This window comes from Sphingomonas sandaracina, from assembly GCF_036663695.1.
In the GTDB taxonomy this organism is placed as follows: Bacteria; Pseudomonadota; Alphaproteobacteria; order Sphingomonadales; family Sphingomonadaceae; genus Sphingomonas.
In genome coordinates, this window is record NZ_JAXOJK010000003.1 from 290,811 (window position 1) to 317,449 (window position 26,639).

Consider the following 26,639-nt stretch of genomic DNA (forward strand, 5'->3'; position numbering starts at 1 on the left):
ATCCCCTCCCTGGAAGGGAGGGGGGGGGGGGGTGGGCTTCCGTATCGTGCAGCCGTTGCTTCACAAGCTGGCCTACCCACCCCCGACCCCTCCCTTCCAGGGAGGGGAGAAAGGTGCGGCCCTGTTGACCCAATACGCTCCGAAGAAGTTCAGAACTTCGGGCCCGACACGGCCTTGCGCACCTTTTTCGGCGCGTCTTCCAACAGCTTGCTGACGATCGGGTTGCGTCCATCCTGCTTGGCATAGGCGCGCGCGGACATGCCCGCGATGATATCCGCCTGGTCGGGATCGGCGTTCTCGGCCAGCAGCACCCGGATCATGCCCACGTCGCGGCGTTGCACTGCGCGGATCAGCGGGGTCTCGCCGGCGGAATTGGCGAGGTTGGGGTTCGCCCCCGCTGCGGTGAGGATCGGGATCATCCCGGTCTGCCCGAGCGTCACGGCGAGCAGCAGCGGCGTGTTGCCCTTGCCGTCGCGCAGGTTCGCGTCCGCGCCCTTTTGCAGCAGAAAGCGCAGATACACCTCGTCGCCGCGCTTGATCACGATGTGGAGCGCGCCCTCCCCGCTCGTCACGTCGCGCGTGTTGATGATGTTGCTGCCCGGACGTCCGAGCATCTCGAGCACGTCGTTGTTCTTGGCGTCGCGCACGGCGGACAGGAACTTGTACCCCTCCGATTGGCCTTGCGCGGCTGCGGGCGTTGCGCCGACCAGCGCGGGCGTCAGGAGAGTAGCGGCGAGCAACAGGCGAATACGCATCGAGAGACTTCCTTGGTTCGTCCTGACTATGGGCGACGCTTGCGCCGCGGTGGCTAACAGATCAAGGCTGGCGGCATCATGACCATGCGTTTCATCCTCTTCGGGGCCCTCACGCTTACGGGCGCGCTTTCGGCATGCGGTACCTCCGCACCCCCCGCCAAACCGCCCCTCGAAGGCGCGCGGATCGGCGGTCCGTTCGCCTTGACCGACCAGAACGGGCAGGCCGTCACCGAGCGCACCTTCGCGGGCAAGTACCGGATCATGTATTTCGGCTACACCTTCTGTCCCGATGTGTGTCCGACGGATGTCCAGGCGATCGGCGCCGCGGTGAAAAAGCTCGAGTCAAGCGATCCCGCGATCGCCGCGAAGATCGTCCCGGTGTTCGTAACGGTCGATCCGGCGCGTGATACCCCCGCGGTGCTCAAGCAGTTCGTCTCCGCCTTCCACCCCCGTATGGTCGGCCTTACCGGCAGCGCCGAGGCGATCGACCGGATCAAGACAGAATATGCGGTGTATTCGAGCAAGGGCGACGCGTCTCCGGGCGGCGGCTACCTCGTAAACCACTCCCGCCAAGCCTATCTGATGGACCCGGACGGCAAGCCCCTCGCTTTGCTGCCGCAGGAACAAGGGCCCGACGCGGTGGCGGCAGAGATCAAGCGCTGGGTGCGGTGAGCACGCGCTTCTGGGAAGATACGCCGATCGACCAGCTCGACCGCGGCCAATGGGAAGCCTTGTGCGACGGCTGCGGCAAATGCTGCATCCACAAGCTCGAGGACGAGGATACCGGCGAGCTCGTACCGACCAACGTGTCGTGCCGGCTGCTCGATCGCCGCAGCGGGCAATGCTCCGATTACCGCCATCGCCATGCCTATGTGCCCGAATGCGTACGGCTGACGACCGGCAACGTGCGCGGGATCGACTGGCTGCCCTCGACGTGCGCGTACCGGCTGCGCGCGGCTGGGGAGCAACTGCCCGACTGGCATTACCTCGTCTGCGGCGACCGGGAGGCCGTCCACCGCGCCAAGCAGTCGGTGCGCGGCTGGACCATCAGCGAGGACGAGGCCGGCGAGCTGGAATATCATGTGATCGAACGCGAACTGTGAGCCGGGCCGGATGATCGAAGGCCTGGAGATCGTCCGACACCCCCGCGCCCGTCGCGCGCGTCTGTCGATCGATCCTGCGAGCGGTCGCGCCAGGCTCGTGCTCCCCAAACGCGCAGCGTTGAAGCAGGCGCTGGCATGGGCGGAGGACAAGGCGGGGTGGATCGCCGAGCAGCGGGCGTTGCTCCCCGCGCCGCGCCCGTTCGTCCCCGGCGCGGTCCTCACCGTCGCCGACGAACCGCTGACGATCGTGTGGACGCCGGGTAGTCGCCGCACCGTGATCCGCGAAGGCGCCACGCTCTCGCTGTCGGGGCCGCCCGACACCATTCCCCGGCGTGTCGAGGCCTGGCTCAAACGGACCGCGCTTGCCGTGCTGGAAGCCGAAACCGCCGAGTACGCCGCCAAGGCGAAGGTAAGCGTGGCACAGGTCGCGGTCGGCGATGCGAAGGGCCGCTGGGGTAGTTGCGCGTCGAGTGGCGTGATCCGCTATAGCTGGCGGCTGATCCTTGCGCCGAGCTGGGTGCGCCGTGCCACGGTCGCGCACGAGGTTGCACACCGCGTCCACATGAACCACGCCCCGGTGTTCCACGCACTGGTCGAACAGCTCTACGGCGAGGATCCGACCCCGGCGCGTGCATGGCTCCGCACGCACGGCGCCGAACTTCACTGGTTCGGACGCTCGTCCTGATACCGGCCATCCTGATTGCGGCCATCTTGATTGCGGCCGTCCTGATACCGACCGTCCTGATACCGATCCCGCGGTACGTCGCGCGTTAGCGGCTGACGGCCCGCCGGCTGTTCCTGACGCGGCTGGTCGCGGCCGGTGACGCGGTTGATCCAGTCCTGATTCATCTGCTGCGGTGGTGGCGCAGGCGCGGCGGGGGCGGCATCGAGCTGATCGGCATCGGGCCGCGGTATCGTATCGCCAGTCTGCGCGTCCGTCGGTACCGGCGGCGCGCCCGGCTCGATCGGGTTGCCGTCCTGGTCGACCGCCATCTGGCCGTTGTCGGGCTGGCCGAAATAGCTCTCCTCGTCGGGCTCCAGCTGCCATTCCGGCAATGTCACCTTCGTGTCGAACTGCTCGATCGGCCGGCTTGCGGTCGCGGGCTTCATGAACGCTGCCCAGGCCTTTGCCGGCGCGGTGCCGCCGTGCAGGCCCGCGATCGGCTTGGCATCGTCGCGACCCATCCACACGCCAGTGGTGATGCCGCTGGAGAAGCCCAGGAACCAGCCGTCCTTCGAGGCGGTGGTGGTGCCGGTCTTGCCCGCGACGGGCCGACCGATCTGCGCTGCACGGCCGGTGCCGGTATTGACCGCGGTCTGCAACAGATCGGTCATCTCGGCGGCGACATAGGGTGCGACGAGCACATGGCTGCGATCGACCTCGTGCGTGTAGATCGTCTGGCCGTTCGCGGTCACGCGCGTGATCCCGTAGGGGGTCACCGCGACCCCCTTGTTGGCGACCGAGGCGAACGCGCGCGTCATGTCGATCACGCGGACTTCGGACGTGCCCAGCACCATCGACGGGTGCACGTTGACCGGCGTGGTGATGCCGAACCGCCGCGCCATGTCCGCCACGGTGTTGAAGCCGACCTCCTGGCCGAGCTTGGCCGCGATCGTGTTCAGCGAATAGGCGAATGCCGTGCGCAGCGACACGGCACCGGAGTTGCGACGAGAGTCGTTGCGCGGGCTCCAGCCGTTGATCGTCACCGGTTCGTCGACGATCGAATCCTCGGGCTTGTGACCGGCTTCGAGTGCGGCGAGGTATACGAACAGCTTGAACGACGAACCCGGCTGGCGGACTGCCTGCGTCGCCCGGTTGTAGATCGACGAGACGTAATCCTTGCCGCCGACCATGGCGCGGACTTCGCCGCCGCGATCGAGTGCGACCAGCGCGCCCTGCGATCCCGCCGGCACGTTGGCACGGATCGCATCGTCGGCCTCGCGCTGCATGGTGAGATCGAGCGTGGTCCAGACTTCGAGCGGTTCGGTGGTCTCGTCGATCAGCGTATCGAGTTGCGGCAGCGCCCAGTCGGTGAAGTAGCGCACGCTGTTCTGCTTGGGCTCGGGCGCGAGTTTCAGCCCCGACACATCGGCATCGGCGGCTTGCTCGGCGGTAATCGCGCCGTTTTCGCGCATCGTTTCCAGCACCACGCCGGCGCGTCCGACCGCGGCTTCCGCATCGGCGGTCGGCGAATAGTTAGACGGTGCCTTGACCAGGCCGGCGATCACCGCCGCTTCGGCGAGACTCAAATGGTCCGCGCCGTGGCCGAAGAACTTGCGGCTGGCGGCGTCGATCCCGTACGCGCCGCCGCCATAATAGACCTTGTTCAGATAGAGCTCGAGAATCTCGTCCTTGGTGAACTTCCACTCGAGCGCGAACGCCAGGATGCCCTCGCGGAACTTGCGACCGAACTTCTTCTGGTTGTTGAGGAAGACGGTCCGCGCGAGCTGTTGCGTGATCGTCGAGCCGCCCTGCGTCCAATGCCCGCGATCGAACCGCACCTTCACGGATCGCGCGACGCCGATCGGATCGATACCGATATGCGACCGGAAGCGCCTATCCTCGACCGACACGGTCGCGTCGCGCATCACCTTGGGGATCTGCGAATAGGGCAGCCATTCGCCAAAGCTCGGCCCCATCGACACGATTACCGTGCCATCGGCAGCGTGGACGCGGATCATCTGGCCGTTGGGCGACGACTTCAGACTGTCGAAACTCGGCAGCTGCGACATCGCGACATAGACCGCGATCGCCAGCGCACCGAGCGCAAGCAGCCCGATACCGAGACAGACCTGAAAGAAGACGACCAGCCGCCGACGCCAGCGAGACGCCGGGTTGGACGGGGGCCGACGGGACGGGGAAGCAGAACGCGTACTGGCCATGTAGCGGACAGAATTACGCGTTCCGCCCGCACCCTACAAGCAGGATCAGGCCGCGACGTTCGCTTTGCGCGGTCGGAATTCGAGTGACAGCGAATTCATGCAATAACGCTGGCCGGTCGGCGGCGGACCGTCGGGAAACAGATGGCCCATATGGCTGTCGCAGCGCGCGCAACGCGTCTCTACGCGGGTCATGCCGTGGCTGCGATCGGTATGGTCGGTCACCGCATCGGGACCGATCGGCTGCGTGAAGCTCGGCCAGCCCGACCCGGAATCATATTTGTCGGCGCTGTCGAACAGCTCGTTGCCGCACGCCGCGCACCGGTAGATGCCGTCGGCCTTGTTGTCGTTGAGCACGCCGGCAAAGGCGCGCTCGGTGCCTGCCTCGCGCAGCACGTGATACTGCTCGGGGGTGAGGCGCTGGCGCCACTCGGCTTCGGAAAGGTTAAGCTGGTCCATGCTGTTGAATTTCGTGTCGACGGGGCGAAATTCAAGATGGTTCGCCACGCCCCATGCGGGTCGCGTTGGCGAGCATCTGGATCATCGCGGGACGGACCAGCGGCAGCAACCACCCTGCCCGCTCGCTATCGGCGACGCGACGGACGATACCCGCGACCCCGATCGGTCGGGCCAGGCGGCGCGCAAAATCCTCCTGCCATCCGGACGCAGCGGCGGCGCCACCGCGACCATAGGCGGTGGCGGCGGCCACCCCACTGGCCAGCGCGATCCCCATCCCCTCGCCTGCTAGCGACGGGATGACGCCGGCCTGATCGCCGAGCCGGAAGAGGGCGTCGACACCGGTGCGCTGGCGCCAGCCATAGGGGACGTTGGCGATCGCATCGATCGTTGCGTCCCGGTCCATCCACGCGACCCATTCGCCCAGCGCCGGCATCTCGCGGCCGAGCGCCGCCAGTAACTGCGCGGGCGATCCCGACGCCTGAAGCCGCGAACGATGCACCGCGAGACACAGATTGGCGGTGCCGTCCTCCTGCAGCGCCAATCCGGCATAGCCGCGATCGAACAGATGCAGTTCGATACCACCGGCGAGCGATCGGCGAAGTGCTGGCGAGGGGGTTATGCGCACCCGCAGCCCGAGCGTCGGATCGGCGCCGCGCGCGTCCTCGGGCCGCGCCGTCCCGCGAACGTCGTGCTTGCCGCTCGCGAGAAACAGCGCATCGGTGACGAGCGACGCACCGTCCGCGGTACGAATCGTCGTGCCGTCGATCTCGCGCACGGTGACGCTGCGCTCGACCGGCGTCCCGAGTCGCGCGGCTTCGGCCAGCAAGACCGTGTCCAGGCGCCGCCGCGATACGGACACCGCCGAATGGGGCAGGGCGGCCTCGACACGCCGCGTCCCGGCGAAAATCCGTGCGCGTGTGACCCGCTCGGGGTTGAGGCGGTCGGGATCGATACCGAGACCGGCGAGCGTTTCCAGCGTCCGCCAGCTCAGGAAGCCGCCACAGATCGCATCGCCCGTTTCGCGCGATCGCTCGACGAGCAGATGCGGCAGGCCGGCGCGCGCCAGCCCGATCGCGGTCGCGGCTCCTGCGAGCCCGCCGCCGACGATCAGCGCAGGCGTTCGACGCATAGCCGAAACGGGAAGACGCGGCGCACCGTGGCTGCGGAAATGCCGGCTTCGGCCAGGATCGGCGGCCATTCGTCGGGACGATAGCTGCGCGCGATCGACACGGTGCCGTCATGCCGGACGATTCGGTGCCAGCGCGCGACGGTCGCAAGGATCGGGAAGCCCCAATGCGCGAAACCATGACGGTGGAGATCGTTGACGAACCACCCCGCGCGAGCGTGGGTTTCCATGAACCGGAGGAATGCGACCAGTTGCTCGTGGGTCATGTGATGCGCGACCAAGCTGCTGAGGATCACGTCCCACGGTTCGTCGGCGAGATCGGCATAGTCGCCGGTGACATACCGGATGTCGCCGCCATGCACGCGCGCCGCCTGTTCGCTGCGCGGGTTCAGATCCACCCCGACCAGGTCGGCCGCAATGCCTTTCGCGGCGGCCCAGCGTGCGATCCGGCGGAGCATGTCGCCGTCGCCAAAGCCCACGTCGAGCACCCGGACGCGGTTGCGCCCCTCGGTCGCGCGCGCGAGGAAATCGAGCGTCGGCCGCCGTGCCATCGTGACCGTATTCACCGTGGCGAGATCGCCGACCACGGCCGCATAGGTCGCCGCATCGAGATCGTCGGCGTCCATCAGTTCATCGGTCTGCGAGCGGACGGCCAGGTTCGCGGAAGGGGGCCTCATGCCGCGCTCCGGAATCCGAAGCCTTCCGCCGCCAGTCCGGGGCCGAACGCGAGCGCTACGCCGTGCGCGATCGGCGGGCCGGCCAGCAAGCGTTCGAACACGAACATCAACGTCGCCGACGACATGTTGCCGTTCTCCGCCAATACGCGCCGCGACGCGTCGAGCGCCTCGGGCTGCAACTGCATGGCATGTTCGACCGCGTCGAGGATCGATCGTCCGCCGGCATGGACCGCCCAGCCGTCGATCGCCTCGGGCGGGTGGCCGTCGCTGACGATCGTCCGGAACGCGGTGTCCGCGAGCGCCGTGGCGATTCGCGCCGGCACCTCGCCCGACAGATGCATCGCGAACCCCGCGTCGGTGACGTCCCAGCGGATCAGCGCTTCGGTATCGGGCAGCGCCGCCGCGAACGGCGTGCCCAGCTCCAGCCCGGTCGCGTCTGCGGTGACCAGTGCCGCCGCCGCCCCGTCGCCGAATTGCAGCATCGCCAGCAACGGCTCGATATCGTTGGCCGGCTGCAGATGCAGCGTCGAGAGTTCGACGGTCACGACGAGCACCCGGGCCTCAGGCTCGGACCGGACGATATGGCGGGCACTGCGCAAGGCGACGACCGCGGCGTAACATCCCATGAAGCCGATCAGCAGCCGCTCGATGCTCGGCGACAGGCCGAGCCGTCGCGCGATGATCTGATCGATGCCGGGCGCGACGAAGCCGGTGCAGCTCGCCACCACCAGATGCGTGATGCCCTCGACGGCGATCTTCGCGCGCAACGCGTCGATGGCGCGGATCGCGAGCGCGGGGGCATGTTCCGCGTACAACGTCATTCGGGCGGCGGTGCCGGGATGCGGTTCGGCCGCATAGAAACCGCTGTCGTCGACCGGCGAGCCGCCATCGGCGGTCGGCGGCAGCACCGACCAGCGATGCCCGATCCCCGACCGCGACGCCATGCGGTCGAAGACCCTGGTGGCGCGCGCATCGGTCCGTCCGCGCGCCCAGGCGATGAACGCGGCGTGGATGTCGTGATCGGGCACGGCAGTGCCGACGGCGTTCAGATAAGCGGCTGAAGAAGCAGGCACGGCGTCCTTTCGTCCGTGCGGCATGGCACGCGATTCACACTCTCAACGCATGGTCGACGATTTTAGACGTCGCCGCCGCCAATAATCCGCATGTGCCCCAGCGAGATACCTCGAAATGCACGCCGGACCGGACGACTCGCTGGTATCTCGAGTCAGTGCGTCATATCGGACGTTGCGAACGTATCCGATCGATCGGCGACCACATCGTATTTCTCCTCGATCAGCGTCATGGCGCAGCCGACATAGGCGGCGATCGCATGATCCTCGGCAGCATCCAGAGCCCGGCAAGCTTCCTGCAAAAGTGCGTAGACGCTGGACGCATTCATGATCGGACTTTCGATGCCGGGCCGTGACGCCCTGATGAACGAGGGGATCCGGATAGCACAGGAATGCGCGTGCGGCCAGAACTGTATAATATCCTGGATTCACAACATACATCCAAGAATACGCCAGTAAAACCAAAATGGTTTGATCCTGAACAGTATAGATAGATCCAAAATGCAATCTATATTGTGCTTTTTGTGTCTAAATTTGACGAATGGTTACCCATCCTCAAAGGATTAGGTTGAAATGTTGCGAGGGAAGGCGGCAATGTGGTGGTGTTCGATCAATCCTGCCGCGGCGCCGACCTGCTGCGAATAGAGTTGACCGAGCGGCGGAGAGCATCGTTGGTCGACGACGGGAGCCTTGAGTGAAGAACGAGTCCGTAGTTGAACTGATCAAGGATCTTACCGCGAAGCTGTCGGCCGTTGCGGAGGAATTCAACGGGCGCGTCGCGCATGCCGCCGAAAGCGCCCCCGCAGACGAGGGGCCCAGCGAAGCGGCGCTCGTCGACCATGCCGCGATGGTGCTCGAAGAGCGTCGGCTGCGCCGCCAGTTCCTGCCGGGCGAACTGTTCCACGAACCGGCATGGGATATGTTGCTGGCCTTGTTCGTGTCGCGCGACACACGCCTGCCGATGAACATCAAGGCGCTGGTCAGCATGTCGGATGCGCCGGTGACGACGTCGCAACGCTGGATCGAACATCTTCATAAACTGAAGCTGATAGATCGCGTCATCGATCCGACCGATCGCCGTCGGGTCGAGATTTCGCTCAGCCATACCGGCGATGAGGCGATGAGAACGTATCTGCGGGCGCTCAAGCGGCGTTGAACCGTTACCGGTCGCTACACGGCAAGAGACACTAGAGCTCGACGCCCGAAGTCATGGTCTGCTTGGTCCATACACCTACACAAGCAGCGTTCACCGGGGCTGTAGTCATGGCAACCGGCCGAATCATGTATCCGCGTCGGAGATAGTTACTAATGCGAGAATAAAACCATTAGATGGTTAACGGCCCTATTTTCTGTAAGTCTAGAACGAATTACGCGCCGGTTCCGTTCGAAAACAGCGAAAAATACGACAGCTGTTTACCGTTTTGATTTTGTAGGATTTGATTAAGCGCTGTTACGCAATTTGGCCCCCGGCAAAGATCAGGGGGTTGAATTGGTTCGGCAAAATCAAGCGTTTGCAAGCAAAGGACGGTGGGCTTCGGCCGCCGCTGTTGCCGTGCGCGCATTGATCGCCGCGGTAGCGGGTTTGCTCCTCCCGGCTTCCGCCTGGAGCCAGGCCGCTCCAGCACCGATTCCCGAAGGCGGGACGCTCGCGGGTACGCCGATCGTCAACATCGCAGGACTGGTTTTCGACCTGGACGGCGTCGCGCAGTCGACCGAGTCCAACACCGTGACGATCATCGTCGCCGAACGGCTCGACGTAACGCTGGTCCGCAACGGGCAGGGGTCGGTCGTCGTCACGTCGCAACCGACGGTTGTCCCGCTGACGCTGACCAATCGCGACAATGGCAACGAATCCTTTGCGATCGCGGCCAGCGTATCGCCTGGTGCCTTCACCGTCCGCGCGCTGGTGATCGATGCGAACGGCGACGGCCTCTATGATCCGGCCACCGACGTGGCGCCCGCCGACGGCAAGACCCCGGTCCTGTCGCCCGGCCAGTCGATCAAGCTTCTGGCCATCCTTGTCACGACCGATCCTGCGGCAAGCGGCGCCGCGAACGCGACGCTGACCGTCACCGCGCAATCGACCACCGGATCGGGTGAGACGGGCAGCACCTATGCCGGGCAGGGCGATGGCGGGGGCGATGCGGTCGTCGGCCCGACCGGCGCGATCGCACGCGTCACCGTCCCGCTGACGACGGCCATCGCCGCGCCGGCTCTTCTCAAGAGCCAATCGGTGCTTGCCGCGGACGGATCGCAGACCGCGGTGCGCAATGCGGTCATCACCTACACGCTCGAAGCCCGTTTCACCGACGCCGTCACGGGGGCGCGGATCGTCGATCCGATCCCCGAAGGAACGGTGTTCGTCCCCGGCAGCCTTACGCTCGACGGCACCGCGCTGACCGATGGCAGCGACGACGATGCGGGCCGCTTCGACAGCGGCGCGTCGGCGCCCGGCGGAAGTGGTGCCGGAAGTGGGGGGGCAATTGCCGTCGCGCTCGGACAGGTCGCCGCCGCGTCCGTCCACACAGTCCAGTTCAAAACCAAGATCCAATGAGGAGCCCAAGAATGATCACGCGTCCGATGATTGCCGCCATTTTGATGGCAAGTGCAGCCTCCGTCTCCGCTGCCGCAGGGCCGTTACAGGTCACGAGCAGCATCATGGTCGAAAGCCGCAGCGCGGCGGCCGATGGCACCACGCGCATCACCCTGGTCAAGCCGTCGAAGGTGACGCCGGGCGACAAGGTCATCTTCGTCCTGAGCTATCGCAACACCGGCAAGCAGCCGCTGGCCAACGTCGTGCTGGCGAACCCGCTGCCGACCGCGATCTCCTATCGATCGGCAAATCCCGGTTCGCCCGCACCCGATGTGTCGGTCGACGGTACCAATTTCGGCGCGCTCGACACGCTCCGCGTCCGCAGCCGTGACGGCAGCACGCGGCCGGCGAGCCCCAACGATGTCACCAGCGTCCGGTGGCGCATTGCGAGCCCTTTAGCGGCCGGTTCGCAAGGACAATTCGCGTTCCAGGCCGTCCTCAAATGATTCGTCCTCTCCACACCTGACAAACCCCCATAAAAGGCAAATTTCGACATGTATCTAAAGGGAATAATGCGCACGCTGATGGCCGGTACGGCTGCAGTCGTATCGATCGGCATCGCGGTGGACACGGCCAGTGCGCAGGCGCCGGGGCCCGCCGGCACCGCCGCCGGGACGACCGTCACCAACACCGCGCAGGCCAGCTATTCGGTCAACGGCGTCCAACAATCGACGACGTCGAACGCGGTCAGCTTCGTGGTCGATCGCAAGGTCAACCTGACCGTCACCACCAACCAGCCCGCCAACACGCAGGTCGCCATCGGCCAGACGGCGGCGGTGACGACGTTCAGGGTCACCAACAACACCAACGGCACGCAGGATTTCGTGCTGCTCCCGACTCAGCTCCCGGTCCAGAACCTGTTCGCCGGCGACAATTTCGACGTCGCCAACGTCAAGGTCTTCGTCGATGGGAACAACAACGGCACCTATGACCTCGGTGTCGACACGGCGACCTACATCAACGAACTCGCTGCCGATCAGTCGGCGGTCGTGTTCATCGTCGGCGACGTGCCCAACGATCAGGCAGCCTCGCTTGCCGGCGTAACGCTGATCGTCCAGGTCGCCGCCGGCGGTAATGCCGCCGCGGAAGGCGCACCGCTGGCGCCGAGCGTCGCGCTGAACGACGATGCGGTCGTGGACGTGGTCTTCGCCGACAATGATTCGGACGGGCTCGGCCTCGATATCTCCAACAACGGGCAGGGGCGTGCCTCGCTGGCCTACGAAATCACGACGCGCAACGTAGCGCTCAGCGTGAACAAGTCGCAGATCGTGGTTTCCGACCCCATCAGCGGCCTCCTCGCCCCGAAGGCGATTCCAGGCGCGGTCGTGCAATACTGCCTGGTCGTCACCAATGCGACGGCGGGAACGCCCGCCGCCAACGTCAACCTGACCGATATCGTGCCCCCGAACACGACCTATCAGGCTGGCTCGCTGACGATCGGCATCCCCGGCATCCAGCCGATCTGTACGCTGCCCGGCAGCTTCGTCTTGAACGACTTGGGGGGGGCGATCGCAGGTACGACGTACACCGGCTCGTATGATGCGACCGCGCGGCGCGTAACGGCGACGATCCCGACCCTGCTCGGCGGGACCGCGGTCGCAGCAAGCTTCCGCGTGACGATCAACTAAAAACCGTCCCTCCCGAAAAAGGAACGACCGATCCCGGCGCGTGGCGACGCGTGCCGGGAAAGGACCCTTTATGTCCAGCTCACGCCGCTCCTTGCGCCTCTGCGCCCTTAATCCGCTGATCATGCTCGGGCTCGCCTTCGGCGCGGCACCGGCGACGGCGCAGACGATCCGCGTCCAGAATACCGCAACCCTGTCGTTCGACGACGCGGGTAGCGACTCCGGCGTACGGACCGTCCCCTCCAACACGGTTTCGCTCGACGTGAACCGTGCCAAGCGTCCGACGACGCTCTCATTCCGTCTGGCCCCGATCAATTACACCTTCACCGGTGCGGCGTGTCAGACCGTCCCGACCTATCAGTTCACTCCCGCGCCGGTCGATGCGCCAACCCTTGCGGCCGCGCCCAAGGTGGCGGCGCTCGATATCAAGGAAGACATGATCCTGGTGCTCGACGCCCAGGGTGGCAACCGCGACCCCGAGGTCCGGGAAACATCGGTGATTACCGCCGATATCGGCCAGAACGCCGTAACCCTGGCCCTGGTCGAAACCACGGCCAACAGCGGGGTCTTCGCAGGCGCCGTTCCCTCGACCGAGACGGGGCGATATCCCGATCTCGAAAAGTGCGAAGTCCGTACGCGCGGCTCGACGATCACGCTGCGTTTCGCGGAGGATGAATTCAGCTTCGGTTCGACCGCGTCGATATTGATCGATCCGGCGGGGTACACCTTCGATTCGCGCACCGGTGCGCTGGTCGATGGCGCCGTCGTGTCGCTGGTCGACGAGAACGGCCAGCCGGCGATCGTCTTCGGTGACGACGGCGTCAGCAGCTACCCCTCGACGATGATGACCGGCGAGACCATCACCGACTCCAGTGGGCGCGTCTATCCCGGTGAGACCGGCCGTTATCGGTTTCCGCTGACGACGCCCGGCCGCTATGCGCTGCGGGTCGCACCGCCGGGCGATTATGTCGCCCCGTCGGCCGCCGATCGGGCGACGCTGGCCCTGCTGAAGGACGCCAAGGGCGCGCCGTTCATCCTCAAGGATGCAAGTTTCGGGCGCGTGTTCACGCTGTCGACGCCGGAGCCCTTCAACGCCGACATCCCGCTCGACGGCCCTGGCGCCGGCAGGCTGCTGCTGACCAAGACCGCGTCGGTGCGCGAGGCGTCGCCGGGCGATTTCGTGCAGTATCTGCTGCGCATCACCAACCGTGATTCGGTCCCCGCGCGCGCACTCCACGTCGCCGACACGTTGCCGCGAGGCTTGCGCTACGAGCGCAATTCCGCGCGCGGCGGCGACGAGCCGACCGTGTCGACCGATGGCCGCAACCTCGACTTCGTGATTCCGGAACTTGCCGCGGGCGCATCGACCGAACTGAAATACGTCGTCAGCATCGCCCCCGGGGCGCCCATCGGCGAGGCGCTGAACCGTGCCCGCGTCGTCGGGCAGGGTGTCACCTCCAGCAACGAGGCTGCGGCATCGGTCCGCCTGCGTCCGCTGCTGTTCACCGACGCGATGACGATCATCGGCCGCGTAACCGAGGGAAATTGCGGCGATCCGGTCGAAAAGCGCAAGGGCGTGGCCGGAATCCGCCTGCTGATGGAGGACGGCACCTTCGTCGTCACCGATCGCGACGGGCTGTACCATTTCGAGGGCGTGCGCGCCGGGCGGCATGTCGTTCAGGTCGATACCGCCAGCATCCCCGCGACGCACGCACCGGTCGCCTGCGACATCGATACCCGCCAGGCGAACAGCGCAATCTCGCGGTTCGTCGAAGGGGACGGCGGCCTCCTGAAGCGCGTCGATTTCCAGCTCAAGCCCACCGGTCAAGCCGCCGCTGTCGACGCCGGCCTCCCCGTAGCCATCCTCGACGACGCCACTGCCGCCGGCAGTCGCGACTGGCTGGCGGGCGAACAGACCGCCGGAATCGACTGGCTGTTTCCGCTCGCCGACCATAATCCGCGTGCTCCGATCGTCCGTGCGGTCGTCAAGCACATGCCGGGCCAGCGCGTCGCCATGACGATCAACGGCAAGCAGGTCGAACCGCTCGCGTTCGACGGCACCGAGCAGCGTGACGGTAGCGCGGTCGCGGTGTCGCGGTGGACCGGCATCCCCCTGATCGACGGCGACAATCGTCTCCAGGCGCGCATTCTCGCCGCCGATGGCAGCGTCGTGAAGACGCTCGACCGGATGGTGCGGTATTCCGGCGCTGGCGTCCGCGCGGTTTTCGATGCCGCCAGCAGCCGGCTGGTCGCCGACGGCCTGACCCGGCCGCTGGTCGCGGTGCGCGTGACCGACAAGACCGGCCGCCCGGTGCGCGCTGGCACGCTGGTCCCCTTCACCGTGGATCAGCCCTACACCGCGGCGATCGAGGCCGAACTCGAACAGGGCCGGCAACTCGCCGGACGCGAGCGCTCGGCGACGACCGCACAGGTGGTCGGCGACGACGGGCTTGCCTTCATCGCGCTGCAGCCCACCACGCAGGCCGGCGCCGTCCACGTCGTGGTCTCGCTGACGGAGGACAAGGTCGTTCACGCCAACGACGTTCGCGCCTGGCTCGCCGCCGCCGCCAAGGACTGGGTCGTGGTCGGGTTCGGCGCAGGATCGGTCGGCTACGACATGCTCAGCAAGCGCCAGTCGGGCCTGCCGCGGGCACAGCGCAACAGCGTCGTCACCGATGGCCAGCTTTCCTTCTATGCCAAGGGGCGCGTCAGGGGTTCGTGGCTGGCCACGATCGCCTATGACAGCGACCGGAAGTACGATCCGAACCGCGGCCTGCTCGGGACGATCGATCCCGATCGCTATTACACCGTCTATGGCGACGGTTCGCGCCAGGGCTACGATGCGGCGACGCGGCGCAAGCTGTACCTGCGGCTTGAGCGTCGCGAATTCTACGCGCTGTTCGGCGATTTCGAGACCGGGTTCACCGACACGCAGCTGACCCGCTACAACAGGACATTGAACGGCGTGAAGGCCGCGTACGAGGGCAAGCGGGTCCGCGCGACCGGGTTCGCCGCACGCACCGATACGCTGTATTCGCGCGACGAGATCCAGGGCAACGGCCTGAGCGGTCCGTACCGCCTGTCGGGGCGCAACATCGTTCCGAACAGCGACAAGCTGCGGCTCGAAACGCGGAACCGCTTCCGGTCGGAACTGATCGTGGCGACCACCGAACTGACGCGCCACATCGACTACGACATCGATACGTCGATGGGCACGGTCCGCTTCCGCCAGCCGATCCTGAGCCGCGACAACAACCTGAACCCGGTCTTCATCGTCGCCGATTACGAGGTCGAGGGCGGCAGGTCGTCGAAGCTGGCGGCTGCGGCGCGGGTCGCGACCAAGCTGGCGAACGGCCGGATCGAGGTCGGTGCGGCGGTCATCCGCGACGAGACCGTCGGCAAGGCCACCGTTGTCGGTGCCGATATCAAGGCGCGCCTGAATGCCACAACCGAAGCGCGCGGCGAGATCGCCAAGGGCGGCCGCGGTGGGCTGGGGCAGGGGCTCGCCTATCTCGCCGAAGTCGATCACCGCGGCACCAAGCTCGATCTGCTCGCCTATGCGCGGCAGCAGGATACCGCATTCGGCGTCGGCCAGCAGAATCTGGTCGAGGCCGGGACGCGCAAGTTCGGTCTCGACGGGCGCCTGCGGCTGACCGAGCGGCTGAGCGTCACCGGCGTCGCGTGGTACCAGCAGCAGCTCGGCAACCCCGGCACCCGTGCCGCTGGCGAGGCACGCCTCGAATACCGCCGCGATGCCGGCACGGTCTTCGTCGGCGGCCAGTTCGCGTCGGATCGCAGCGTCGACGGCAAGCACCGCGACAGTCGCCTGCTCACCGTCGGGGGCACACAATTGTTGTTCGGCGGCAAGGTCACGGCCACCGCGCAGACTCAGTTCGCCCCCGGCGGCGCCAGCGACAGCGTCGACTTCCCGATCCGTCATCAGATCCAGCTCGCCTACCGCATCAAGCCCGGCATCCGCCTGATCGGCGGCTACGAGATCGCGAAAGGCGACGGCTATGTCGCGCATACCAAGCAGTTCGGCGTCGACGTTGCGCCCTGGACCGGTGCCAAGCTGATGAGCACGCTGAACCAGCAGGCGATCGGCGAGAATGGCGGACGGACCTTCGCCCAATATGGTCTCAGCCAGTCGGTCCCGATCGGCAAGAACTGGACCGTCGACGGCACGGTCGATGCCAGCAACACGCTCAAGGGCGAAATCCCGACAGGCGCCGTCGTCAACGCGTTCCAGCCGGTCGCCTCGGGTGGCTTTATCGGGCAGGACCAGATCAACGGCGACTATGCCGCGGTCACGCTCGGTGCGACCTACCGCCAGGCACGCTGGTCGGTAAATGGGCGGCTGGAATACCGTGCTGCGGACAGCGGCGATCGCTGGGGGATCACGACCAACTTCCTGCGCACGCTGGGTCAGGGCAAGACGCTCGCGTCGAGCATCAAGGCCTACACGATCAAGGACAAGAGCGGCGCGGTCGCGACCTATGCCACCGCCGATGTCGCGCTCGCCATCCGGCCGCTCGACAGCCGCTGGTCGGTACTCGAGCGGCTCGAACTGCGGCACGAGCGCGCGGATTCAGGCTTCACCGACTCGAATTCACTCGGCGTACCGGCCTTTGGCGGCGGCGATCAGGTTACGTCGCGTATCATCAACAACCTCGCCCTCAACTATCGTACCGGCCCCGAAGGGCTTGGCCATGGCACCGAGGCGACGCTGTATTACGGTGCGAAATACGTCGCCGGGCGCTTCGCCGAGGACACCTATGACGGGTATATCGACGTGACCGGGTTCGAGCTGCGCCAGGATGTCGGCACGCGGTTCGATGTGGGCGTGAGCGGCTCGGTCCAGCACGCATGGCAACGTGGCGCATGGTCGTGGAGCGGCGGGCCGTCGGTCGGCGTGTCGCCCGCGCAGAACATGTGGATCAGCGCCGGCTACAACGTGTCCGGCTACCGCGACCGGGATTTCGAGGACGACCGCTACACGCGGCAGGGGCCGTACGTCACGATGCGACTGAAGTTCGACCAGACGACGATCGGCGGCGCGACGCGCGCGCTGTTCGGCGGACGTCGATAACGCTCAGGGAGAGAGAGAAGCATGCCGATACAGAGCCAGACCCTAACCATGACGCCGCCGCGTGACTTCGCCGATCACGGTCCATGCGTCGAAGAGCTCGCCCGCGAATTCGCCAGACAGGATGCGGCGAGCAGCGAGGCGCTGATCGAGATGCTGGCGACGCAGGCGATCCGGCAATGGCGGCTCGACGACGCGACGTTCTGGCAAAGGGTCAAGTTCCAGGCGCGGATGATCCGGGCACAGGCGGGGTCGACGGCCGGGCGGCACTGAGGCGACGAACGGCCGACAGACGCCAAGCGTAGTTTTCTCCCTTCGTTCAGTCGCGGGGGCGAGGTCAGTCGCGCCGCGGTCCGAACGCCCGCTGCCGATACCTATTTCTCGTCGGTCGTCAGCTTCACCTTGTTGGGGAGCTTCTTCCCCTTGGTCCGACGCGAAGGCAGCTGGACGGGGTTCTTCTTCTTCCACTGCGCAAACGTCATCGGGCCTTCGGGCGTTTCGATGATCGTGTCGTCGATCGAGTTCATGTGATTCCTCCACCGCGCTCAACGCCCGGCAAGATGTTGGGTCCCCAAAAAGGGATGATCCGGAGCTACAGGAGAAATGGTGCGGCCAAGAAGACTCGAACTTCCACGGGCTTTCGCCCACAACGACCTCAACGTTGCGCGTCTACCAGTTCCGCCATGGCCGCCCATGAAACATCACCGGGCGGACCCGGCATCTGGTAGGCGAGCGCCACTAGCAAGGGTTTGAACGCTGCGCAACGGGATTTGCAACAAAGTCGCGATCCGGTCCCGCAAACGATGGCCGCAGCGATTTTCGAGACCCACCACACCGCCCGCGATTGCGCCTAGCGGGTCGCCTCGCCGACGAAACTTAGCTCTAGCCGCTTCGAGTTCGCAGGAACGTTCAGCGTCGCCGAATTGAAATCGATCGCCCCGCCTGGGGCCAAGGTCCGCTGCTGTGGCGTGATCGTCCAGCTATAGACGAGCCGCCCCTGCGCATCGCGGAGCTCGGCACGGATATCGGGCACGCGCTGGCGCTGGTCCGACGGGTTGGTCACCTGACCGCTCACCGCGAACAGTTCCGAGCCATTGTCGAGCTCGCGCCGCTCGATTGGATTGTCGCGAAGCCGCAGCGGGCTCTCGTCGGTCGCGACCCCGATACCCAGCTTGGCGGCAACGCCGGGCGCGCCGAGATACACGATCGCGGCTGCCGCAACGAGCATCAGCAACCCGGCAATCACCGCAACGATCGTCCAGCGGCGCGTCGTGTTACGGCGCGGACGGAACGGCGGCTGCTCGGCAATGGCGGAGTAGGTCGGGGCGACGAATGCGGGCTCGGCTTCGGTCGGGGCAGGGGCCGGAGCCGCGGCGACCGGTGCGGCTGCGAGCGGGGCGAATCGCGCGGACGCGTCTGCGATCGGCGCGCGCGGCAGCGGCGCGAGCGGCGCAGGCTCGGGGGGAAGCGGAGTCGGTTCGGGCAGGTCGATGACGAGATCGGCGGGGGCCGCGGGCGTCTGGAACCAGCTATGCTTGCAATTGGCGCATCGTACGGTCCGTCCGTCGGTCCCGATCGCGCTGTCGGGCACCAGATAGCGGGTGCTGCACTCGGGGCATTGGAGGATCATGGATACGCTTCACCAGCGGCCGCCGGAGCGCGACCGTTCTTGCTCGCGAATAAGCACGCTGCCCGCATATGTGGCAAGCTTGAAGCGGCGCGCGCTTTCATGCGAAAGCGCCAATACGGGCATCAAGCGGGCGAGAGCGGGCGCAACAACGTCATGGCGAATATCGTCCAATTCGAAAATGTCGGCCTGAGATACGGCACCGGGCCAGAGACGCTGGCCGACCTGAGCTTTACGCTGCGCAGCGGTGCGTTCTATTTCCTGACGGGCGCGAGCGGGGCGGGGAAGACGTCTTTGCTGAAGCTGCTGTATCTGGCGCAGCGCCCGACGCGCGGCGCGATCCGGCTGTTCGGCGAGGATGCGGTAGTGTTGTCGCGGGATCGCCTGCCGGGGTTTCGCCGCCGGATCGGTGTGGTGTTCCAAGACTTTAGACTGGTCCCGCATCTGTCGACCTGGGACAATATCGCGCTGCCGTTGCGCGTGGCGGGCATGCCCGAGAGCAATATCGAACAGCCGGTGCGCGAGATGCTCGCCTGGGTGGGATTGGCGGACCGTGCGGATGCGCGCCCGGCAACGCTGTCGGGGGGCGAGCAACAGCGTGTCGCGATCGCACGCGCGGTGATCGCCCGGCCCGAGATTCTCGTCGCGGACGAGCCCACCGGCAATGTCGACCCGGACATGGCGGAGCGGCTGCTGCATCTGTTCGAATCGCTCAACAAGCTCGGCACGACGGTGGTGGTCGCGACGCACGACTTCCATTTGCTGGGGCGGATACCGGGTGCGCAGATGATGCGGCTGGATCACGGGCGGCTGCTCGATCCGACGGGTTCGCTGCGCTATCCGCCGACGCGGCCCGATTCATGATCGCCTCCCGAGCCCGATCTTCGGCCGAACGACGCGTCCTCGACGAAGCGGGCGGCCTGCGCGCGATGACATGGGTAATGGCGATCATGCTGTTCCTGACGATGCTCGCCGCCGCCTTGGGACTGGCAACGGCGGGGGCGGCGCGGTTGCTCGATCGACAATTGGCGGGGCGGTTGACGGTGCAGATCGTCGACGGCGATCCGGTGCGCCGCGATGTGGTGGCGGCGCGAGTCCTGGTCGCGTTGCGGGCGATGCCGGCGGTCGGGGCCGCGACGCCGGTCGATCGCGCCGCGCTGACCCGCTTGCTGCAACCCTGGCTCGGGTCCGACGGCGCGGATCCGCAACTGCCGGTACCGGCGATGATCGACGTCGACCTCGCCGATCACGACGAGGCGGCCGCTTCGCGTGTTGCCGCTGCGGTTCGACGTCTGAGCCCGGTGGTCCGTGTCGATCGCCACGAAAGCTGGATGTCGCCGGTCAACGACGTGATGCGGTCGCTGACGTTCCTTGCGCTGGCGCTCGTGCTGCTGATGGCGAGCGCGACCGCTGCCGTCGTCATGCTGGCGGCGCGCGCGGGACTGGAGACGCACCGCGAGACGATCGCGGTGATGCACATGCTCGGCGCGACCGATCTTCAGGTCGCGCGGCTGTTCCAGCGGCGGATCGCGCTCGACGCCACGATCGGCGGCGTCGGCGGTGGCGTCGCGGCGCTGCTCGTGGTCGCGTTCATCGGCATCCGCCTGCACGAACTGGGCTCGGAACTGCTCGGTGGGGTGACGCTCGGCGGGGTCGACTGGGTGGTCCTTGCGCTGCTGCCGATTGCGTTCGTCGTCCTGGCTACGCTCGCCGCCCGCGTGACGATCGTCCGCGCGCTGAGGCATGTCCTGTGATCGTGCGGTTCTTCGGCATCCTGGGCCTTGCCTGGGCCTTTGGGTTCGCGGTGTTCATGCTGCTGCTGCCCCAGCCGCTCGACGGCTTCACGTCGGACGCGATCGTCGTGCCGACCGGCGGGGCAGGGCGGATCGACCGTGGTATCGCGCTGCTCCGCGATCACCAGGCGAAGCGGATGCTGGTGACGGGTGTCGCGCCGGGGGTGCGGCCGATCGATCTCGCGCTGGAGTACCGGACGTCGCCCGCGTTGTTCGCATGCTGCATCGATCTCGGCGCCGACGCGGTCGATACGCGCTCGAATGCGGAGGAGACCGCGCGGTGGGTGCGGGTGCACAAATACCGGTCGGTGCGATTGGTGACGTCGGACTGGCATGTCGCGCGGGCGCGGATGGAACTGGCGGCGGCGCTCGACAAGAACGTCGTGATCCTGGGCGACGGCGTGCCCGGCACGCCGCGCCTCGGGACCTTGGTCAACGAATATAACAAGTTGATCCTTCGCCGGATCGCATTGTGGATTGGATTTGGCGGATGATCTGGCTGCGCAACTGGGCGTTCATGCTCGTTTTCTACACGATCTCGGTGCCGATCGTGACGACCGTGCCGATCTCGGCGCTGTTCGGCTCACGCGCGGTGATCGTGCATTCGACGATCTGGACGCGCTTCCATCGCTGGTGCGCGCGGGTGATTCTAGGCGTGGATATTCGGATCGAGGGGACGCGGCCGACCGAACCGGCCTTCTACGCGTGCAAGCACCAGGCGATGTTCGAGACGCTCGAGTTGCAGGCGCTGCTCGATGGCCCGGCGATCGTGTTGAAGCGCGAACTGGCGGATATCCCGGCCTGGGGCTGGGCCGCACGGCGGTATGGGGCGATCGTGGTCGACCGCGAGGCGTCGGCGAAGGCGATGCGCAACATGATGCGCGAGGCGACTGCGGCCAAGGCGACCGGGCGGTCGATCCTCATTTTTCCGGAGGGGACGCGGGTATCGCCGGGCGAGCATCCGCCGCTCAAGCCCGGGTTTGCCGGGCTGTACCGCGCGCTGAAGATGCCGACGGTGCCGATCGCGTGCGACAGCGGACTGGTGTGGCCGAAAAAAGGGCCGAAGCTGCCGGGGGTGATCACGTTCCGCTTCGGTGATGTCGTGCCGCCGGGCCTGCCGCGCGAGGAGGCCGAGCAGCGGGTCCATGCTGCGATGAACGCGCTGGATTAGCGTTCTACCACCCCGGCGAAGGCCGGGGCCCAATTGGGTAGGCTAGAGTAACGACGCGCAACGCAGGTTAGCGACGTCCCCCAATTGGGCCCCGGCCTTCGCCGGGGTGGTGTTTGGGTTAGGGGGTGGTGGGCCTCACCCGTGCGTGCGGCCGAAATCCTGCACGTCGTCGTCCTGCCCCTGCTCGACGATACTCCGCCGGATCGCCCTGGTCCGCGTGAACAGGTCGAACAGCGCATCGCCGTCGCCCCATCGGATCGCGCGCTGGAGGTGGCTCAGGTCTTCCGAAAAGCGCTGGAGCATTTCCAGCACCGCCTCGCGGTTGTTGAGGAAGATATCGCGCCACATCGTCGGGTCGGACGCGGCGATGCGCGTGAAGTCGCGAAAGCCGCCGGCGGAGTATTTGATGACCTCGGACTGGGTCACTTCCTCCAGATCGCCCGCGGTGCCGACGATCGTGTAGGCGATCAGATGCGGCAGGTGGCTGGTGACGGCAAGGACGCGGTCGTGATGCTCGGGGGCCATCGTCTCGACCTGCGCGCCGAGGCGCCGCCAGAACTCGGCGACGCGCTCGACCGCGACCGGGTCGGCACCTTCGGGCGGCGTGACGATGCACCAGCGGTGACGGAAGAGGGTTGCGAAACCGGCTTCGGGACCGCTTCGCTCGGTGCCAGCGACCGGATGTGCGGGGATGACGATCGCGTTCGGCAGCGCCTCGGTGAGCGCGCGGACGATCTCGGCTTTGCAACTGCCGACGTCGCTGACGACCGCGTCCGCCGGCAGTTCGGCCGCGAACTCGGCGGCGACGATGCCCATGATGCCGACCGGTACGCAGAGAATCACGAGGTCCGCGTCGATCACCGCTGCCCCGGCCGAATCCGCGACGTCGTCGCAGAATTGCAGCCGGTCCGCCGTTTCGCGGACGCTGGCATCGGCGTCGTAGCCGGTGACGCGGACCGTTGGCATCGTCGCCTGCACCGCGCGCGCCACCGACGAGCCGATCAGTCCCAGCCCGATGATCGTGACGCGCGCGAACGGCAGCATCAGGCGTGTTCGACCAGCGTACGTAGCGCCGCGGTGACGCCCCGCGTTTCCTCTTCGGTGCCGATCGTGATGCGCAACGCGTTGGGCAGGCCCTGGCCCGGCAGCCAGCGGACGATGTAGCCCGCGTCCATCAGCCCGTGATACGCCGCGTCCGCGGTCAATTCGCCCTCGAACAGTATCAGTACGAAGTTCGCCTTCGACGGCACGCAACGCAGGCCGGCATTGCCCATCTGCTCGATCTGTTCGACGAACCAGCCGCGCCACATGTCGTTGTGCGCGCGCGTCGCGTCGACGAAGCCGGTGTCGGCGATTGCGGCGACGGCTGCCGCCTGGCCCGCGGTGGTCACGTTGAACGGCGCGCGGATGCGGTGCATCGCGTCGATGATCGGCGCGCAGGCATAGCCCCAGCCGATCCGCTCGGCCGCCAGCCCGTGGATCTTGGAGAAGGTCCGCGTGACGAGCACGTTCGCCTCGGTCATCGCCAGCGCGAGGCCGGCATCGTCCTCCTCGGGCGACAGATATTCGGCATAGGCTTGGTCGAGCACCAGCAGCACCGACTTCGGCAGGTTCGCATGCAGCCGTGCGATCTCGGCACGCGGCGTGAAGGTGCCGGTCGGGTTGTTCGGATTGGCGACGAAGACGATACGGGTACGCTCGGTCACCGCGGCGAGGATCGCGTCGATGTCGGTCGCATAGTCGCGGTCGTCGACGATGACGAGCTCGGCACCGACGCGGCGCGTCGCGATCTCGTACACCGCGAAGCCGTAGCGGACCTGGATGATCTCGTCGCCAGGCCCCGCATAGGCGCCGGCGACCAGATGCAGGATCTCGTCCGACCCGGTGCCGTAGATGATGCGCGCCGGATCGAGGTCGTAATGCCCCGCCAGCGCCTCGCGCAAGGCGACCGCGCCTGCATCCGGATAGCGTTCCAGCGTGCGGTCTGCGGCATCGAACGCGGCCTTCGCGGCGGGGCTGGTGCCGAGCGGATTCTCGTTCGACGACAGCTTGATCACCGTGCGGCCATCGTCGGTCGTCGAGCGGCCGGGCGTGTACGGCGCGATCCCCATGATCCAGGGCTTCGGCGCAGGGGCGGGCGTGATGTTTGTCATGGTCGCGGGACATAGCGGTCGCGGTGGCGCGGTGGCAAATATTTGTGGGGGATACGCGCGCCGCTTACTCGCAAAGATCGGTGCCCGCGCCTTTCTCTGCGTCATCCTGACGAAAGTCAGGACCCAGGGTTACAGGCTCTGGCGTCCGTGGCTCTGGGTCCTGACTTTCGTCAGGATGACGGAAGTGGCCGAACGATCCTCCCCCTGGCGGGGAAGGATTGGGGACGGCCCAACCACTACGCTGGCATGACGGCCGCGGCTTATGGTAGCGCGCGCCATGCTCGACCCCGCGACCATGGACCCCAAGACCGACCAGCGCTTCGGCCTTGCGCGGCGCGTCACGTTGCCGGGGCCGCTCAGGCTCGACGGCGGCGTGCTGCTATCGCCGGTCGACATCGCGTACGAGACCTATGGGACGCTCGACGCCGACGCGTCGAACGCCGTTCTCATCTGTCACGCGCTGACCGGCGATCAGCATGTCGCGTCGCATCACCCCCGCACCGGCAAGCCCGGCTGGTGGACGCGGATGGTCGGCGAGGGCAAGCCGATCGATCCGGCGCGCCACTTCATCGTCTGCGCCAACGTGCTCGGCAGCTGCATGGGCTCGTCCGGTCCCGCGACGATCAACCCGGCGACCGGGCGGCCCTGGGCAATGGGGTTTCCGGTCATCACGATCCGCGACATGGTGCGCGCGCAGGCGATGCTGCTCGACCATCTCGGCGTCGGCATGTTGAGCGCGGTGGTCGGCGGCTCGATGGGTGGCATGCAGGCGCTCAGCTGGCCCGCGACCTTCCCCGACCGCGTCAAGGCGTGCGTCGTGATCGCCTCGACCGCGCGGCACACGGCGCAGAACATCGCCTTCCACGAGGTCGGGCGGCAGGCGGTGATGGCCGATCCGAACTGGCGTGGCGGCGAGTATCACGACGATGCCGCGCCCACCGCAGGCCTCGCAGTCGCGCGGATGGCGGCGCACATCACCTATCTGTCGGAAGCGGGGCTGACCGAGAAGTTCGGCCGGCGCCTCCAGGCGCGTGACGCGAAGTCGTTCGGGTTCGACGCGGATTTTCAGGTCGAAAGCTATCTTCGCCATCAAGGCTTGGCCTTCACCGATCGGTTCGACGCGAACTCGTACCTCTACATTACGCGAGCCATGGACTATTTCGACTTGGCCGAGGAGCATGGCGGCCTGCTCGCCAACGCCTTCCGTGCGACCAGATCGCGATTCTGCCTCGTCAGTTTCGATACCGACTGGCTCTACCCGACCGCAGAGTCGCGCGCGATCGTGCAGGCCCTCAACGCCGCCGGCGCGCCGGTAAGCTTCGTCGAACTGTCTAGCCCTTACGGCCATGACGCGTTCCTGCTCGAGGCGCCCGATCTGAACCGCGTGGTCGACGGCTTCCTGAGGGCCGGGCGATGACGATCACCCTTTCGGACGACGCGAGCCGGTTGCAGATCGATCGCATCCACGGCTGGCTGGCGAGCAGTTACTGGTCGCCGGGTATCGAGCGGACGTTGGTCGAGCGCGCGATCGCGGGCTCGCACTGCCTCGGTGCCTATCAGGGCGACATTCAAATGGGGTTCGCGCGGATGATCACCGATCACGCGACGTTCGCGTGGCTAGCCGATGTCTGGGTCGACGAGTCGGTGCGAGGGCAGGGGCTCGGACGGCAGATGGTGAGCTGGTTCCTGGATCACCCGTCGTTCGCCGGGCTGCGGCGCATAGGCCTGGTCACTGCGGATGCGCACGGCGTCTATGCGGGGCTCGGTTTCCATCCGCTGGTCCGGGCCGATCGCTACATGGAGCGCTTGGCGCCGGGCCTCGCCGAACAATTGCGGACCGCGCCATGATCCTGCGAACCGACCTGGCCGTCATCGCCGAGAACGTCGCGCAGGGCAGCCGGGTGCTCGACGTCGGTTGCGGCGACGGTGCGCTGATGGCGGCACTTCGCGATACCCGCGACGTCGATGCGCGCGGGCTGGAGATCGACGCGCACAACGTCGCATCGGCGGTTGCGCGCGGCCTGTCGGTGATCCAGGGCGACGCGGACATCGATCTCGCGGGCTATCCCGACGGCAGCTTCGACTATGCGATCCTCAGCCAGACGTTGCAGACCGCCCGCGCGCCCGATCTCGTGCTCGATCACCTGCTGCGGATCGGCCGGCGCGCCTTCGTCAGCTTTCCCAATTTCGCGCATTGGCGCGTGCGGCTGTCGTTGCTGTGGGGCGGGCGGATGCCGGTGACGCGGCAATTGCCCGAGAGCTGGTACGACACGCCGAACATCCACCACGTCACGATCGACGATTTCCGCGCCTTCGTGAAATCGCGCGGGATTACCGTCGAGGACGCGTGGTTCCTGTCGGGCGACAAACGCACCGGCGCGGGAGGCGCCAACCTGATCGCCGAGCACGCGGTATTCCTGCTGCGCCGGTGACGGCACCGCGACAAATGTAACACTATGTCACGCGATATTGATGAAGATCAGTAGGGAAGCGGAACCGATCGGCGGGCGGCTGGTTACTC

Annotated in this window: 27 protein-coding genes and 1 tRNA gene; 16 read left to right on the forward strand and 12 right to left on the reverse strand. The window is 66.6% G+C overall.

Going from position 1 to position 26,639, the window contains the following annotated elements; all coding sequences use genetic code 11:
* Positions 1-149 precede the first annotated feature (149 nt).
* Positions 150-755, reverse strand: a complete 606-nt coding sequence (locus U1707_RS10795; protein ID WP_332800081.1) for an ankyrin repeat domain-containing protein — start codon at positions 753-755, stop codon at positions 150-152.
* Between the two features lie 78 nt (positions 756-833).
* Between U1707_RS10795 and U1707_RS10800 the strand changes: the two genes are divergently transcribed.
* Genes U1707_RS10800 through U1707_RS10810 form a run of 3 tightly spaced genes read left to right on the forward strand, consistent with a single transcriptional unit; the run spans position 834 to position 2,543 of the window.
* Positions 834-1,427, forward strand: a complete 594-nt coding sequence (locus U1707_RS10800; protein ID WP_332800082.1) for an SCO family protein — start codon at positions 834-836, stop codon at positions 1,425-1,427.
* Positions 1,415-1,858, forward strand: a complete 444-nt coding sequence (locus U1707_RS10805) for a YcgN family cysteine cluster protein (RefSeq protein WP_332800483.1) — start codon at positions 1,415-1,417, stop codon at positions 1,856-1,858. Before U1707_RS10800 ends, U1707_RS10805 begins: the two co-directional genes overlap by 13 nt.
* Before the next feature lie 10 nt (positions 1,859-1,868).
* Positions 1,869-2,543 carry a M48 family metallopeptidase gene (locus U1707_RS10810; protein ID WP_332800083.1) on the forward strand — a complete coding sequence of 225 codons (675 nt, stop codon included), beginning with the start codon at positions 1,869-1,871 and terminating at the stop codon, positions 2,541-2,543.
* On the opposite strand, the gene U1707_RS10815 is transcribed toward U1707_RS10810, so the two are convergent.
* From U1707_RS10815 to U1707_RS10840, 6 genes are all read right to left on the reverse strand, one after another.
* Positions 2,519-4,741: a transglycosylase domain-containing protein gene (locus tag U1707_RS10815; protein ID WP_443025683.1), complete on the reverse strand. Its 2,223-nt coding sequence runs from the start codon at positions 4,739-4,741 to the stop codon at positions 2,519-2,521. The genes U1707_RS10810 and U1707_RS10815 overlap by 25 nt on opposite strands.
* Positions 4,742-4,786: 45 nt before the next feature.
* Entirely contained in the window at positions 4,787-5,197 is a 411-nt protein-coding gene (msrB, locus tag U1707_RS10820) for a peptide-methionine (R)-S-oxide reductase MsrB (protein ID WP_332800485.1), read from the reverse strand.
* 31 nt (positions 5,198-5,228) lie between these two features.
* A complete protein-coding gene (locus U1707_RS10825; RefSeq protein WP_332800084.1) occupies positions 5,229-6,326 on the reverse strand; it encodes an NAD(P)/FAD-dependent oxidoreductase in 1,098 nt (365 codons plus the stop codon).
* Positions 6,305-7,000, reverse strand: coding sequence for a methyltransferase domain-containing protein (locus tag U1707_RS10830; RefSeq protein ID WP_332800085.1), 696 nt, complete (start codon positions 6,998-7,000; stop codon positions 6,305-6,307). Before U1707_RS10830 ends, U1707_RS10825 begins: the two co-directional genes overlap by 22 nt.
* A complete protein-coding gene (locus tag U1707_RS10835) occupies positions 6,997-8,097 on the reverse strand; it encodes a type III polyketide synthase (protein ID WP_443025684.1) in 1,101 nt (366 codons plus the stop codon). The genes U1707_RS10830 and U1707_RS10835 overlap by 4 nt, the downstream gene beginning before the upstream one ends.
* A gap of 128 nt (positions 8,098-8,225) precedes the next feature.
* Positions 8,226-8,399, reverse strand: a complete 174-nt coding sequence (locus U1707_RS10840; RefSeq protein WP_332800087.1) for a hypothetical protein — start codon at positions 8,397-8,399, stop codon at positions 8,226-8,228.
* A gap of 365 nt (positions 8,400-8,764) precedes the next feature.
* Between U1707_RS10840 and U1707_RS10845 the strand changes: the two genes are divergently transcribed.
* From U1707_RS10845 to U1707_RS10870, 6 genes are all read left to right on the forward strand, one after another.
* Positions 8,765-9,226: a winged helix DNA-binding protein gene (locus U1707_RS10845; RefSeq protein WP_332800088.1), complete on the forward strand. Its 462-nt coding sequence runs from the start codon at positions 8,765-8,767 to the stop codon at positions 9,224-9,226.
* A gap of 396 nt (positions 9,227-9,622) precedes the next feature.
* Positions 9,623-10,624, forward strand: coding sequence for a hypothetical protein (locus U1707_RS10850; RefSeq protein ID WP_332800089.1), 1,002 nt, complete (start codon positions 9,623-9,625; stop codon positions 10,622-10,624).
* An 11-nt stretch (positions 10,625-10,635) separates the two neighbouring features.
* Positions 10,636-11,109 carry a hypothetical protein gene (locus U1707_RS10855; RefSeq protein ID WP_332800090.1) on the forward strand — a complete coding sequence of 158 codons (474 nt, stop codon included), beginning with the start codon at positions 10,636-10,638 and terminating at the stop codon, positions 11,107-11,109.
* Between the two features lie 66 nt (positions 11,110-11,175).
* Positions 11,176-12,291: a hypothetical protein gene (locus U1707_RS10860; RefSeq protein WP_332800091.1), complete on the forward strand. Its 1,116-nt coding sequence runs from the start codon at positions 11,176-11,178 to the stop codon at positions 12,289-12,291.
* A gap of 70 nt (positions 12,292-12,361) precedes the next feature.
* A complete protein-coding gene (locus tag U1707_RS10865; RefSeq protein WP_332800092.1) occupies positions 12,362-17,377 on the forward strand; it encodes a hypothetical protein in 5,016 nt (1,671 codons plus the stop codon).
* Between the two features lie 21 nt (positions 17,378-17,398).
* Positions 17,399-17,647 (forward strand): hypothetical protein, encoded by a 249-nt coding sequence (locus tag U1707_RS10870; RefSeq protein ID WP_332800093.1) that lies wholly within the window; start codon positions 17,399-17,401, stop codon positions 17,645-17,647.
* 101 nt (positions 17,648-17,748) lie between these two features.
* Here U1707_RS10870 and U1707_RS10875 read toward each other — a convergent pair whose 3' ends face one another.
* From U1707_RS10875 to U1707_RS10885, 3 genes are all read right to left on the reverse strand, one after another.
* A complete protein-coding gene (locus U1707_RS10875; protein ID WP_332800094.1) occupies positions 17,749-17,901 on the reverse strand; it encodes a hypothetical protein in 153 nt (50 codons plus the stop codon).
* Positions 17,902-17,978: 77 nt separating this feature from the next.
* Positions 17,979-18,065: transfer RNA gene (locus U1707_RS10880), tRNA-Leu, on the reverse strand.
* 159 nt (positions 18,066-18,224) lie between these two features.
* Positions 18,225-19,004 (reverse strand): MJ0042-type zinc finger domain-containing protein, encoded by a 780-nt coding sequence (locus tag U1707_RS10885; RefSeq protein ID WP_332800095.1) that lies wholly within the window; start codon positions 19,002-19,004, stop codon positions 18,225-18,227.
* Positions 19,005-19,157: 153 nt separating this feature from the next.
* Between U1707_RS10885 and ftsE the strand changes: the two genes are divergently transcribed.
* From ftsE to U1707_RS10905, 4 genes are read left to right on the forward strand one after another with little or no spacing between them, the layout of a single operon-like run.
* On the forward strand, positions 19,158-19,865 hold the full coding sequence (ftsE, locus tag U1707_RS10890; RefSeq protein WP_332800486.1) for a cell division ATP-binding protein FtsE: 708 nt from the start codon (positions 19,158-19,160) through the stop codon (positions 19,863-19,865).
* Positions 19,862-20,755 carry a cell division protein FtsX gene (locus tag U1707_RS10895; RefSeq protein WP_332800096.1) on the forward strand — a complete coding sequence of 298 codons (894 nt, stop codon included), beginning with the start codon at positions 19,862-19,864 and terminating at the stop codon, positions 20,753-20,755. The genes ftsE and U1707_RS10895 overlap by 4 nt, the downstream gene beginning before the upstream one ends.
* On the forward strand, positions 20,752-21,288 hold the full coding sequence (locus U1707_RS10900) for a YdcF family protein (protein WP_443025685.1): 537 nt from the start codon (positions 20,752-20,754) through the stop codon (positions 21,286-21,288). Before U1707_RS10895 ends, U1707_RS10900 begins: the two co-directional genes overlap by 4 nt.
* A complete protein-coding gene (locus tag U1707_RS10905; protein WP_332800097.1) occupies positions 21,285-21,965 on the forward strand; it encodes a lysophospholipid acyltransferase family protein in 681 nt (226 codons plus the stop codon). Before U1707_RS10900 ends, U1707_RS10905 begins: the two co-directional genes overlap by 4 nt.
* 135 nt (positions 21,966-22,100) lie before the next feature.
* Here the strand turns inward: U1707_RS10905 and U1707_RS10910 are convergent, their stop codons facing one another.
* A complete protein-coding gene (locus tag U1707_RS10910) occupies positions 22,101-23,009 on the reverse strand; it encodes a prephenate/arogenate dehydrogenase family protein (RefSeq protein WP_332800098.1) in 909 nt (302 codons plus the stop codon).
* Positions 23,009-24,118 carry a histidinol-phosphate transaminase gene (gene hisC / locus U1707_RS10915; protein ID WP_332800099.1) on the reverse strand — a complete coding sequence of 370 codons (1,110 nt, stop codon included), beginning with the start codon at positions 24,116-24,118 and terminating at the stop codon, positions 23,009-23,011. Before hisC ends, U1707_RS10910 begins: the two co-directional genes overlap by 1 nt.
* A 295-nt stretch (positions 24,119-24,413) precedes the next feature.
* Between hisC and metX the strand changes: the two genes are divergently transcribed.
* Genes metX through metW form a run of 3 tightly spaced genes read left to right on the forward strand, consistent with a single transcriptional unit; the run spans position 24,414 to position 26,550 of the window.
* The gene (metX, locus tag U1707_RS10920; RefSeq protein ID WP_332800488.1) at positions 24,414-25,535 is read left to right on the forward strand and encodes a homoserine O-acetyltransferase MetX; all 1,122 of its coding nucleotides are present in this window, start codon (positions 24,414-24,416) and stop codon (positions 25,533-25,535) included.
* Positions 25,532-25,966: a GNAT family N-acetyltransferase gene (locus U1707_RS10925; protein WP_332800100.1), complete on the forward strand. Its 435-nt coding sequence runs from the start codon at positions 25,532-25,534 to the stop codon at positions 25,964-25,966. The genes metX and U1707_RS10925 overlap by 4 nt, the downstream gene beginning before the upstream one ends.
* Positions 25,963-26,550, forward strand: coding sequence for a methionine biosynthesis protein MetW (gene metW / locus U1707_RS10930; protein ID WP_332800101.1), 588 nt, complete (start codon positions 25,963-25,965; stop codon positions 26,548-26,550). Before U1707_RS10925 ends, metW begins: the two co-directional genes overlap by 4 nt.
* The last annotated feature ends 89 nt before the right edge of the window (positions 26,551-26,639 follow it).